The organism is Vallitaleaceae bacterium 9-2, from assembly GCA_038396585.1.
Lineage (GTDB): Bacteria > Bacillota > Clostridia > Lachnospirales > Vallitaleaceae > UBA1351.
Window position 1 is genome coordinate 1,753,359 of sequence record CP121691.1, and the last position, 11,739, is coordinate 1,765,097.

13 protein-coding genes are annotated in these 11,739 nt (G+C 36.5%); 11 read left to right on the top strand and 2 right to left on the bottom strand.

Going from position 1 to position 11,739, the window contains the following annotated elements; translation table 11 throughout:
* Positions 1 to 14 precede the first annotated feature (14 nt).
* Both QBE53_08265 and QBE53_08270 read left to right on the top strand, forming a co-directional pair.
* A complete protein-coding gene (locus tag QBE53_08265; GenBank protein ID WZL83092.1) occupies positions 15 to 1,667 on the top strand; it encodes an FAD-binding protein in 1,653 nt (550 codons plus the stop codon).
* A 29-nt stretch (positions 1,668 to 1,696) separates the two neighbouring features.
* A complete protein-coding gene (locus QBE53_08270) occupies positions 1,697 to 3,127 on the top strand; it encodes a phenylacetate--CoA ligase family protein (GenBank protein ID WZL83093.1) in 1,431 nt (476 codons plus the stop codon).
* Here the strand turns inward: QBE53_08270 and QBE53_08275 are convergent.
* A complete protein-coding gene (locus QBE53_08275) occupies positions 3,098 to 4,615 on the bottom strand; it encodes a carboxypeptidase M32 (protein ID WZL83094.1) in 1,518 nt (505 codons plus the stop codon). The genes QBE53_08270 and QBE53_08275 overlap by 30 nt on opposite strands.
* 193 nt (positions 4,616 to 4,808) lie before the next feature.
* Here QBE53_08275 and QBE53_08280 point away from each other — a divergent pair, with 193 nt between their 5' ends.
* The 5 genes from QBE53_08280 to QBE53_08300 all read left to right on the top strand — a co-directional run bounded on the left by QBE53_08280 (position 4,809) and on the right by QBE53_08300 (position 8,729).
* The gene (locus tag QBE53_08280; GenBank protein WZL83095.1) at positions 4,809 to 5,786 is read left to right on the top strand and encodes a DUF4349 domain-containing protein; all 978 of its coding nucleotides are present in this window, start codon (positions 4,809 to 4,811) and stop codon (positions 5,784 to 5,786) included.
* A gap of 119 nt (positions 5,787 to 5,905) precedes the next feature.
* Positions 5,906 to 6,709, top strand: a complete 804-nt coding sequence (gene proB / locus QBE53_08285; protein ID WZL83096.1) for a glutamate 5-kinase — start codon at positions 5,906 to 5,908, stop codon at positions 6,707 to 6,709.
* A gap of 64 nt (positions 6,710 to 6,773) precedes the next feature.
* Complete coding sequence (locus tag QBE53_08290; protein WZL83097.1) at positions 6,774 to 7,895, top strand: 1-acyl-sn-glycerol-3-phosphate acyltransferase; 1,122 nt, start codon at positions 6,774 to 6,776, stop codon at positions 7,893 to 7,895.
* 74 nt (positions 7,896 to 7,969) lie between these two features.
* Positions 7,970 to 8,179: a DUF896 domain-containing protein gene (locus tag QBE53_08295; protein WZL83098.1), complete on the top strand. Its 210-nt coding sequence runs from the start codon at positions 7,970 to 7,972 to the stop codon at positions 8,177 to 8,179.
* Positions 8,169 to 8,729, top strand: coding sequence for a 5-formyltetrahydrofolate cyclo-ligase (locus QBE53_08300; GenBank protein WZL83099.1), 561 nt, complete (start codon positions 8,169 to 8,171; stop codon positions 8,727 to 8,729). The genes QBE53_08295 and QBE53_08300 overlap by 11 nt, the downstream gene beginning before the upstream one ends.
* On the opposite strand, the gene QBE53_08305 is transcribed toward QBE53_08300, so the two are convergent.
* A complete protein-coding gene (locus QBE53_08305; protein ID WZL83100.1) occupies positions 8,726 to 9,040 on the bottom strand; it encodes a DUF1292 domain-containing protein in 315 nt (104 codons plus the stop codon). The two genes, QBE53_08300 and QBE53_08305, sit on opposite strands and share 4 nt — an antisense overlap.
* Positions 9,041 to 9,228: 188 nt before the next feature.
* Here QBE53_08305 and ruvA point away from each other — a divergent pair, with 188 nt between their 5' ends.
* Genes ruvA through QBE53_08325 form a run of 4 tightly spaced genes read left to right on the top strand, consistent with a single transcriptional unit; the run spans position 9,229 to position 11,728 of the window.
* A complete protein-coding gene (gene ruvA, locus QBE53_08310) occupies positions 9,229 to 9,822 on the top strand; it encodes a Holliday junction branch migration protein RuvA (GenBank protein ID WZL83101.1) in 594 nt (197 codons plus the stop codon).
* Positions 9,823 to 9,824: 2 nt separating this feature from the next.
* Positions 9,825 to 10,823 (top strand): Holliday junction branch migration DNA helicase RuvB, encoded by a 999-nt coding sequence (gene ruvB, locus QBE53_08315; GenBank protein ID WZL83102.1) that lies wholly within the window; start codon positions 9,825 to 9,827, stop codon positions 10,821 to 10,823.
* A gap of 17 nt (positions 10,824 to 10,840) precedes the next feature.
* Positions 10,841 to 11,383 (top strand): winged helix-turn-helix transcriptional regulator, encoded by a 543-nt coding sequence (locus QBE53_08320; GenBank protein WZL83103.1) that lies wholly within the window; start codon positions 10,841 to 10,843, stop codon positions 11,381 to 11,383.
* A gap of 21 nt (positions 11,384 to 11,404) precedes the next feature.
* A complete protein-coding gene (locus QBE53_08325) occupies positions 11,405 to 11,728 on the top strand; it encodes a cell division protein ZapA (protein ID WZL83104.1) in 324 nt (107 codons plus the stop codon).
* Positions 11,729 to 11,739: the final 11 nt, after the last annotated feature.

Here is an 11,739-nt window from a genome sequence, read left to right on the forward strand (position 1 = left end):
AAGAAGGGAAAACCATGTTAATAAAAGTACCAAATATAGTCATAGAGATTCAACCAGAAAAAGGATATCTACATTCCGATAAGACGTTGATTCGAATGTTGTCAAAGAAACTGCGCATACAAGAGTCAAGAATTCGTGGTGTGTGTATTGACAAATTTTCGATTGATGCAAGAAAAAAACCACAGTTAAAAGGTGTGTATACACTGATTGCTGATGTTATGGATGTGCTTGATAGCCTTGCACTAAAAAAGGTAAATGCCACTAGTTATTCTAAGAAGACCTATGTTTTTCCGCAAAGAAAAGAAGCGCTTACACAACGACCTGTTATTATCGGTTCAGGACCAGCAGGGCTATTTGCGGCCTATGTGTTAGCAACCCATGGACATTGTCCAATTATCATTGAGCAAGGCGAGCAAGCCTCGGTTCGTCAACATAAAATACAAGAGTTTTTTAAAAATGGACAACTTGATGAGTACAGTAATATTCAGTTTGGCGAAGGTGGAGCGGGAACCTTTTCAGATGGGAAGTTAAATACAGGGGTAAAAGATAAATTTTTGCGAAAACAATTTATTTTAGAAACATTTGTTGAACATGGCGCAGACCCTTCGATTCTTTATATGAATAAACCCCATGTAGGAACTGATTACCTAATTAAAATTGTAGAGAGTATGCGCAAAAAAATCATTGAACTTGGTGGCGTGTATCATTTTAACACCTTTTTTGAGAAACCCATAATTAACGAAGGGAAAATCATAGGAATTGAATGTGTTGACATCAAAAAGGATGTTAGAAAAAAGATTCCTTGCGATCAACTCATACTTGCTATTGGCCATAGTTCACGACGAACATTTGAATGCTTATACCAATTAAATGTTACAATGGAAGCAAAGCCCTTTGCAGTGGGGCTTCGCATTGAACATCCTCAAGAATGGATTGATGGAGCACAATACGGAGTGGAAAATATAGGATACGACTTGCCGGCGGCAGATTATAAGTTGACTTATCAAGCGACAAACGGACGCGGTGTGTATTCGTTTTGTATGTGCCCAGGAGGATTTGTTGTTAATGGTGCGTCAGAGCCGGAGGCTGTTGTGTGCAACGGCATGAGCCTGTTCGCTCGTAATGCATCAAATGCCAATAGTGCTATTATTGCTACAGTGTCCAAGGAAGATTTTCAGGATGATTCTCCTTTGGCGGGAATTGAGTTTCAAAGAAAATGGGAAAGACAAGCATATAAAATTGCAGGAAGCGATTATAGTTTACCAACACAAGATTATGTAAACTTCAAGCGTGATGTCATAGGTGAGACCATAGCCGATACAGTTGTTAATACAACGATACATCAAGAAGATTATATTAAAAGCACCTGTGAAAATCCATTAACAGAAGCCCCATTACATGAATGTTTACCTTCTGGCGTTGCATGTGCACTAGTTGAAGGGATTGAATACTTTGGCAAGATTATCGACGGATTTAATCATCCCAAGGCGCGGCTTATTGGAGTTGAGACAAGAACATCGTCACCGGTGCGCATTATTCGTAATGAACAGGGGATGAGTAATATATATGGGTTGTATCCGGCAGGTGAAGGGGCTGGATATGCTGGTGGAATAATGTCAGCAGCCATTGACGGAATAAAGATTGCAGAAAAAATAGTCACTAATTAATAAATGAGTCTAATGTAAAGGATGAGACCATGCGTTTATTTAATTTACTTAAAAAGTACTATGCAAAGATACCGTTAAGCGTTACCAATATTTTAGGATACCTTTCAAACATTATACCTGCGTCTAAACGCTTTGGAAAGGTTTTTGAACAGCAATTTAAGCAATTGGAACGTGATCAATACGCGACAAAAAAAGAGCAAGATATAGCTGTTGATCATTTGTTTTTAGCGTTAATAGATCATGCCTATAAACATGTTCCTTATTACCGCGAACTTTTCGACAAAGAGAATATACGGGTAGAAGACTTTACAGGTATTAAGGATATTAAATATATCCCTTTTTTAACGCGAAAAGATTTAATGGTTAATCGAGAACGTTTAGTTGCGCAAAATGTGGATAAGAATACGTTGATTTATAAGACGACATCCGGAACAACTGGAAATCCAGTAGGATTTTACCTGGATGCAGATACGGTGATGAAAGAATGGGCGTATATCAATCATATGTGGACGCGTGTAGGCTATAAGGCTAATAGTTCACGTCTTGTGCTTCGAGGAGCTGTTTTTCGTGAACAGGCACAAAAAGGCAAAAACTGGCAATATGACGCACTGCGTAAGGAACTTAGCTGCAATATTTTTGATATGAATGTAGAAAATCTTAAAGAATATTGTCGTGTTATTGAAAAGTATCGACCGGAATTTATTCATGGATATATGTCAGCTATCATTATTTTGGCAAAATTTATTGGGCACAATGGGATAGAACTTAAGCATAAATTCAAAGGTATATTAGCTATTAGTGAAAATATTATTGATACACAACGTGCATATGTTGAAGAAATATTTGGCTGTCGTGTCTTTGGATTCTATGGACATTCAGAGCGGCTTGTTATTGCCGGCGAGTGTGAAGAAAGTTATGCTTATCATGTAGAACCAAGTTATGGCTATATTGAGATTATCGATGAGAATGGTCAAGTTATCGAAGATGATCGTGTTGGAGAAATTGTGGCTACAGGATTTTGTAATCAAGGGATGCCGCTTATTCGCTACCGCACAGGAGATATGGCTAGTTGGTCAATGCAACCATCCTGTTCCTGCGGAAGGAGTCATCGACGTTTAGAAGATATCCATGGACGGTGGCGTCAAGATGTCTTAATTAATCAAGACCATTCTTTTGTATCACTTACATCATTAAATATGCATTCGGATGTTTTTGACCAGATTATTCGATATCAATATTACCAAGATACGGTGGGAGAGGTTGTTTTAAAATTAGTGGTAACACATCCTTTAAGTGATCACGATACGAAGAAAATAATGATGCAATTACATGAAAAAACACAAGAAAAAATCGCCTACACAATTGAATATGTAGACGATCTTCCGGTAAAAGCCAATGGAAAATATTCGATGATTGACCAGAGACTCAATTTAGATTCTTTCTTTAAGATTATAGAGTGATTGATATTTTTTTGTAAGGTAATCCGTAAAGAATTTTGGATTAAAGGCTTCGCCGCTAGCGCCTTCAATAATCTTTGCAGGTGTTTGTGTGGAGCCGTATTGATGAATATGTGAGGAGAGCCAAGCAAGGATTTCCTCCATTTTTCCTTCTTCTAGACAGTCTAAAACATCTAAATCTTTTTGCATTGCATGTTCAAACTGTGCAGCATATGCACTTCCAAGAGCATAGGATGGGAAGTAGCCAAATAGACCTTCTGACCAATGGACATCTTGAAGAATACCGTTAGCATCGGTGGTTGGTCGAACACCGACATATTCTTCATATTTATCGGCCCAGCGCTTAGGTAAGTCATTGATATCAAAAGCGTGTTCCATTAACTCTTTTTCCATTTCATAGCGTACCATAATATGAAGTGGATAAGTAACCTCATCGGCATCTACACGAATAAGAGAAGGTTCAACTTTGTTAATTGCTTTTATAAAGGTCTCTACAGAGATAGACCCTAATACATCTGGAAACAATTCGACTAACTTTGGCATATGTCTTTTCCAAAAAGCTTGATTGCGTCCAAAATTATTTTCGTATAGACGTGATTGGGATTCATGAATTCCCATAGATACACCTGTTGCCAAACAGCTAAAGCCAATTTCTTTGGATATATTTTGTTCGTATAGACCGTGACCTGTTTCATGAATAGTCGAAAAAATAGGGTTAATTAAATCTTGTTCATGAAAATGGGTTGTAATACGCACATCATCTGGACTCATGTTTTGAGTAAATGGATGTTCGCTTTCGGATAAACTGCCACCATCCATGCGAAAGTCCAGTGCTTCCATAATATATAATGAAAATGCTTCTTGCTCAGCAATGGGAAAGGTTGCGTTTAGAAACGAGGTCTCAGGTGTAGGCTGCGCTTGAATTTGTTGAACTAGAGGAACGATAGACGCTTTAAGTTCGTCAAAAAACTCGTCAAGCATCTCAACAGTTGCACCAGGTTCATAATCATTTAGCAAAGTATTATAGGGATGTCCGGTGTAGCCTCGATAGTTTATAAAACGTTTGGTTGTTTCGATAACTTTTTCGAGATAGGGTGCAAAAAGATTATAATCATCGGCTTTTTTTGCTTTTTCCCATGCGTTGGAAGACTCGACAAGCAGGGACTGATAATCAGCGTATTCTTTAACAGGAATAGGGCTGATTTTTTCGTATTCACGTTTAAAGTGTTGGAACTTGGCTTGTGTGAGAGGATCAAGCTGATGGCTTATCGTCCCAAGTTCGTGTAGAAGCTTATCAACAGTTGGATTAATTAAAGTATTAAAATATAAGGTTGAGACAAAACTAATGACTTCGGAACGTGCAAAGACACCATCTTTAGAGGCGGTTGTCATTGAGTCGAACCCTAGAAGTGACTCCATATACGTAATTGCGGCCATATCATGGTCAAGATCGTTTAATTGTTCAGTAAGTTTTTTCAGTGTGTCATTCATCCTAAATTCCCTTTCTTTGTTTATTAAAAACATTGTATCAGATATATAATAGATGTCAAAGTAAAAAGGGAACAAATTGAAAAATATTTCGTCATATAAGTGTAACATAAACCTATTTAGGATTGTTCTAGATAGTGTTATAATAAAGATAAGGGAGAACCTTATAAACACAGAGATAAAAAAGGGAGGAATTATGATGAAAGGACGCATGAAAAAAAGTATGCTGAGCTTGGGAATCGTTCTCATACTCATGAGTATGATTGGATGTGCATCAGGAGATAAGAGCTCGAGTGTTATGGACCAAGAGGCCGGCAACATGACAGAAGAAACCAGCGATACATCAATGGATTATGATGCGGTTGATGATTATGAAGCTAAACCAATGGAAGATGAAAATTATGGTGTGGATGGCTCGAGTAATGTCCCGGTAGGTATGAACCTAGATGATTCACGTAAGTATATTTTAACGTATAACTATGAAATGGAAACATTAACGTTTGATGAGACCCAGACACGGTTAAATCAATTAATTAATATGCATAGTGGATACTATGAATCTACACAAATTTCGGGACGTAATATGCGTGCGAATTATACGCAGCGACGATATGGAAACTTTACAATTCGCATTCCCAAAGATCAAATTGTTGGTTTTCTAGAAGGGCTTAAAACCATTGGGGCCAATATACTAAATGAAACCAGCGACCAAGATGATGTGACCAATCAATACTATGATTTGGATGCACGTATCAAGACGCTAGAAGTTCAAGAAGAACGTCTAATTAGTATTTTAGAGACGGCAGATGAGTTAGAATATATTATAGAACTTGAGCGAGAATTATCAGATGTACGTTATGAAATCGAACGTAACATGTCCTCGTTTCGTAATCTGGAAAACCGTATCAGTTATACCACTGTACATTTAAGCTTACAAGAGGTCATTGAAGAGACCGTGATTGATGAAGAACCAACATCTTTTATTGACAAAATGAGTTATGGGTTCAAACAAAGTGTAAAAGCAGTTGGAAGATTTTTTGAAGCATTGGCACTATTCTTTATCACACAAAGCCCAATTTTACTTGTTGTCTTTATTTTTGGATTTGTAGGATATAAAGTTATTCGATGGATGATAAAGAAAATATTTCAATCGAAAGATAAAATGAAAGAATAAGGATTGAATATAAGGCGTATTTCGTGTATGATGTTTTTATGATTTGCTATATGCAAATCATAAAAACTATTATATGTATATGAGTATAGGAAGTAACTCTATACTTAGAAGGATGGATTATGGAACATAGAATACACTTAAATGAAGCACAGCGAATTGTAATAAAGATAGGATCGTCATCACTTACCCATGAAAAGACTGGACATATTAATTTACGGCGTGTAGAACATTTTGTTCGCCAAATCTCAGATTTAAAAAATTCGGGAAAAGAAATTATTGTTGTTAGTTCAGGCGCACAAGCGGTAGGAATCAGCGCTATTCACTTAGATAAAAAACCAACAACACTACCGGAAAAGCAGGCAATTGCTGCTATTGGTCAAGCTTCACTTATGATGCTATATCAAAAATTATTTCATGAGTATAACCATTTAGTGGGACAAGTATTACTGACAAAAGATATTCTTGATGATGATGAACGTTATCGTAATGCAAAAAACACAATGGAAGCATTACTTAAAATAGGCGTCATTCCTATTGTTAATGAAAATGATACGGTTTCTACAGATGAAATCGAATTTGGTGATAATGATCGTTTATCTGCTATGGTTGCAGTACTATCCGATGCGGATTTATTGATTTTACTTTCGGATATCGATGGTCTATATGATAAAGATCCAAAAGTGTACCCTGACGCTAAAATTGTCGAGGTTGTGCATGAAGTGGATGATTTTATATATGAAATGGCAGGTGTATCAAAATCTAAATTAGGTACAGGAGGAATGTTGACAAAACTCATGGCAGCAGAGATGGTCAACAATTCAGCCATAGACATGATTATCGGAAATTCAAAAACACCCTATGTATTACAAAAGATTCAAGATGGAGAAGTGATTGGAACCATATTTAAAGCAAAGGAAATCTAAATCAGATTTAAATCCCCTTCATTTGATGGTATAATAAATATACTATGATAATGGAGGTTTTTCTATGTTGAATACACTTTTTGGTGAAACTTTGTATCGTCGACTTAAACCTTTAGCAAAAATCATTTGTTACCACAAATATAATGTCGCAGAAGGTGACTATACGCTTCCACAAGAGGAAGCCTATGTTCTTGTTGGACAACATATTAGTGGAATCGATTCGATGATTATTAATTGTTTTTCTAATCGTTTGATTCGTTTTTTGTATGAAGACTATACACCGATGCCTACATTACAGCGACTATTTTTAGAACGTTTTGAAATGATTCCTTTTCAAAAACATATGACAGAATACGAGGCAGTGCAAAGGATACAAAAACATTTGCTGGCAAACCATCCTGTAGGTATTTTCCCGGAAGTTGGACCAACATGGGAAAACCATGAGCAAGTGACAATCCCGGCCATGGCAAAGCTGATTAAGCAGATGGGGGTTGGGGTTTATGGTGTGCGCTTATATGGAAGCTATTTATCTAAACCAGAATGGGCAAGACACTCTCGCCGTGGACAGATAAAGATTGAAACGTTTCTTGTCCTTTCAGCACAAGATGTACAAACATTATCCATCCAACAAATTAAAAAGCATCTATCTGCAGCAATAGAATATGATGATTATATATGGCAATCTGAAGCCGATGTCATGTTCAAAGGCAAGCGTCGCGCTGAAAATATTGAACGCCTTTTATATGTATGTCCAGAATGTAACGCCTTTAATACGTTTACATCCCACAAGCATGAGTTTATATGTAATTCTTGTGATACACGTTTTTCTTATTCTATGTATGGAACGATTGAACAAAAAAATCAACCCTATAAAATGCAGATAAATACATGGACAAAATGGCAGGCCACTCGGTTGGATAAGATAGATTACTTTCCCGAATGTCGTCAAATGGAAAGCTATATTGATGAAAGTCCTTATATTGGACCGATCGTCATATCAAAAGAAGGAATACATGTTCAAACATTTATTCCCTATAAAGAAATGCAATACCTTCGAAGTATAGGTGCTTTTGCAATCGTTTTTTATTACAAGGATAAAAAATATCGACTTGTTTTTAAAGAAGGAGCAACGGTGTCTGTTAAATTTATCTATGATTATATCAGGCTACATCAAAATTGCATTTGATGACGCTTCGTGGTATCATATTTGATTATAATTATATGCCAATATATTAAACAATATTTATAAAGGAGAATCTCATGAACCCAAATAAACTTAATCGTATTAATGCACTATATAAAAAGTCAAAAGAAGAGGGACTTACAGAAGCTGAGAAGAAAGAACAGCATACGTTGCGTCAAGAATATATTCAATTAGTCCGAAAGAATCTTAGAGGAACTTTGAATAATACGACCATCCAATATCCAGATGGGACACAACAAAAGCTTGAGAAAAAATATGAACACTAACTCAAAACAGTTAAAAGAAAATATTCGAACCACATATTTAGCGAAAAGAAATATGCTATCAAAGGATACAATTAGAATATCTAGTCAGGCCATTATCAAGAAAATTTTGCACAGCGATCGGTATTTGCATGCAAAAAAAATATTTTGCTATTATCCAAATCAAAATGAATGCAACCTTCTTGAACTTGCAGAACATGCCCTTAATGCAGACAAAATTGTCGCATTTCCTAAGTCTTCTTCTAAAAGGCACATGGATTTTTTTCAAGTCAATGCATTGGACAATTTTACACTAGGACGCTTTGGGATTATGGAACCTAGCACTAGCTGCTTAGTTCATCCGGACGAGGATACATTAATTCTTGTTCCAGGGATTGCTTTTGATGACAAGAATTATCGTATTGGACATGGAGGAGGATACTATGATACGTATTTTCATCGGTTTTCTCATTCACCGTACAAAAAAATCGGTGTTTATTACCAATGGCAACAAACACCGAGTATTCCCGTCGAATCACATGATATACCTTTAGATGCGATTATTGTTGATTAATGGCTATCTTGAAGGGATAAAAAAGTTTTGGATACAAGTTCAAATTCCTCATCTTCATCAATCATCTCAAGATTTATTGAGTGATCGTCATTCTCATCAAAGCGATATAATAACGCGCGATGATTATCTGGGTGAAGTAAAGCGATATATGTTTGTTCATTAATTGTAAATGAATCAATAATTTGACATACGAGTGTTGTATCATCCTCTAATGTTAATGTGATACTTTCTTTTTCATGTCCAGAGCAATCACATGAATGTTCAGAACATGAACAATCGCCATTGCAATGGTTATGGTCTTTGGTTGCCATAGGAACTCCTTCCGCAAACAATCCGCATAGCGGAGCGAGGGATAGCCTCTTTGTTTAAATTATTTATAGTGAATTGTACATTACCATTCTTATTATACTGAATGTCAATTGAATGTCAACCAAACAAATGTTGTATATCTTTTGAACATGGGATATAATGTAAGGTAAAGAAACACTGGAGGATTATTATGATAAGTTATATTCACGGTATACTGGTTGCAAAGCGTGAAGATTCAGTAATTATAGAATGCCAACATATTGGCTATGAAATTTTTGTTCCTTTAAGCGTCATAAGTCAGCTGCCAAGTATTGGATCAGAAGTAAAAATGCATACGGAACTTTATGTACGCGAAGATGTTCTACGACTTTATGGGTTCATATCGGATGACGATATTGATGTGTTTAGAAAACTCATTAGTGTATCGGGGATAGGACCTAAAGGAGCGCTTGGTATTTTGTCGACGCTGACCCCTGATGATTTACGGCTTGCGATTATGACAGATGATTCAAAGCGAATAAGCCAAGCCAAAGGAATCGGAAAAAAAACGGCCGAAAAACTTATTATCGAATTGAAAGATAAATTAAAAGTTGTTGATCTAGAAGTGCTAAGCGCTTCAACGGAACAAACGTTACACAGTACGTATATTGATGAAGCTTTGATGGGCTTGACAGGTCTTGGGTATACAGAGACAGAGGCGCTTCATGCAATTAAACATGCACAACACGCCGACTCAACGTCAGAGCTCATAAAGCAGGCACTTATTTTCTTAGCTAAGGAGTAGACATGAAAAAACGATTAATAACCAATCAAATGATAGAAGAAGACATTGCTATAGAAACGTCGTTACGGCCCACATGTCTTGATGAATACATAGGGCAAGAAAAGGCTAAAGAAAATATACGTGTATTTTTAGAGGCGGCAAAAAAACGTAATGAACCTCTTGACCATGTATTACTCTACGGTCCTCCTGGCTTGGGAAAAACCACACTAGCATCCATAATCGGCCATGAAATGGGTGTTAATTTAAAAATTACTTCGGGTCCGGCTATTGAACGCCCGGGGGATATTGCTGCGCTGCTTAACAATCTCCAGGAAGGTGATTTGCTTTTTATTGATGAGATACATCGATTGAATCGTCAAGTGGAAGAAGTTATGTATCCGGCGATGGAGGATTATGTCATTGATATCCTTATAGGAAAAGGCCCGGCGGCAAAATCAATTCGCTTAGATTTGCCTAAGTTTACACTAGTAGGAGCAACGACACGTGTAGGTCTCCTTTCATCACCGCTTAGAGACCGTTTTGGCGTTTTACATAAGCTTGAATTTTATACACCTCAAGAATTAGCGACAATCATCCACCGTAGTGCAAAGGTTCTTAATGTTGAGATAGATGCAAAAGGCGCTTATGAGATTGCACGTCGATCAAGAGGAACTCCGCGCTTGGCTAACCGTTTGCTTAAACGTGTACGGGATTTTGCGCAGGTAAAGTTTGAAGGGGTAATATCTGAAGAGGTCGCAAAAGCTTCGTTGGATATGTTAGATGTTGATCCCTTAGGATTAGATAATAATGACCGTAAAATGTTGTTAACGCTCATAGAAAAATATCAAGGCGGTCCGGTAGGGTTAGATACTCTAGCGGCAACGATTGGAGAAGAATCAGATACCGTTGAAGATGTCTATGAACCATTTTTATTGCAGTTAGGCTTGTTAAACAGGACACCGCGTGGGCGTATGGTAACACCTTATTGTTATAAACATTTTGGATTAGTTATGGATAATTAGTATAATTAGGGGGATATATGGATAAAGAATTAATTTTATTAAATATCATTGAATCCGATGGAAATGTTAATCAACGTGTATTGGCAAAGGCTTTAGATGTGAGCTTAGGGACCGTTAATCATATGTTGCAAGAGTATGAAGAAGAAAATATAATGACGCCGATTCGCAAAAAAAATCGTAAAGTAGAGTATCTATTGACAGATTATGGTAAAGAATATCATAATAAGTTATTAGTCGATTATATTTCTTCATGTTTTGAAGCGATTGCACATATTCGTAAAAAAGTAAAAGAGCAGATATATTTGTTGCTAGATCAGGGTATCCGACAGTTTTTTATACAGGGAAATACAGATGAAATTAGTCGAGTGGTAAAGATGTGTTTAATTGAAATCAGCCGTGAACAGACAATATCATATGAACTAATTAAAGAAGAGCAAGCATTTGATGAAATGCTACAAAGCATGAAAGCAGATGAGAAGACATGTTCAGCTGTCATTGGATGGTCCGTTTTTCCTAATCAAGATTATAATGAAGTACTATATAAAAATTTATTATCCTAAAAACTATAAGGGGGTTATTGTATGGCACAAAAGAATGAGTCGAAGGTATTGATCGGTGGAAATGTGTATACGTTAAGTGGTGATGAAAGTGAAGAATACTTACAGCATGTTGCGCTATATATCAATAAAAAAATGCAAGAAGTTCAAAATTCAGAGAACGGAAAAAAGTTGAATACACGCTTGCAATCGGTTCTTTTGGCGATTAACATTGCAGATGACTATTTTAAAGTGAAAACCAGTCTTGATGAAAAAGAACGTCAAATTGAAGAACTAAAAAAAGAAACAGATAGGTTGAAAAATGAACTTGATGATTACATTGATTTATTTGAACATGATGATTTGTAATATAGGAGGAG

Bases quoted from the DNA above. Each gene is read 5' to 3' on its own strand.
- QBE53_08265 (WZL83092.1), top strand. From the start codon at position 15: ATGTTAATAAAAGTACCAAATATAGTCATAGAGATTCAACCAGAAAAA.
- QBE53_08270 (WZL83093.1), top strand. From the start codon at position 1,697: ATGCGTTTATTTAATTTACTTAAAAAGTACTATGCAAAGATACCGTTA.
- QBE53_08275 (WZL83094.1), bottom strand. From the start codon at position 4,615: ATGAATGACACACTGAAAAAACTTACTGAACAATTAAACGATCTTGAC.
- QBE53_08280 (WZL83095.1), top strand. From the start codon at position 4,809: ATGATGAAAGGACGCATGAAAAAAAGTATGCTGAGCTTGGGAATCGTT.
- proB (WZL83096.1), top strand. From the start codon at position 5,906: ATGGAACATAGAATACACTTAAATGAAGCACAGCGAATTGTAATAAAG.
- QBE53_08290 (WZL83097.1), top strand. From the start codon at position 6,774: ATGTTGAATACACTTTTTGGTGAAACTTTGTATCGTCGACTTAAACCT.
- QBE53_08295 (WZL83098.1), top strand. From the start codon at position 7,970: ATGAACCCAAATAAACTTAATCGTATTAATGCACTATATAAAAAGTCA.
- QBE53_08300 (WZL83099.1), top strand. From the start codon at position 8,169: ATGAACACTAACTCAAAACAGTTAAAAGAAAATATTCGAACCACATAT.
- QBE53_08305 (WZL83100.1), bottom strand. From the start codon at position 9,040: ATGGCAACCAAAGACCATAACCATTGCAATGGCGATTGTTCATGTTCT.
- ruvA (WZL83101.1), top strand. From the start codon at position 9,229: ATGATAAGTTATATTCACGGTATACTGGTTGCAAAGCGTGAAGATTCA.
- ruvB (WZL83102.1), top strand. From the start codon at position 9,825: ATGAAAAAACGATTAATAACCAATCAAATGATAGAAGAAGACATTGCT.
- QBE53_08320 (WZL83103.1), top strand. From the start codon at position 10,841: ATGGATAAAGAATTAATTTTATTAAATATCATTGAATCCGATGGAAAT.
- QBE53_08325 (WZL83104.1), top strand. From the start codon at position 11,405: ATGGCACAAAAGAATGAGTCGAAGGTATTGATCGGTGGAAATGTGTAT.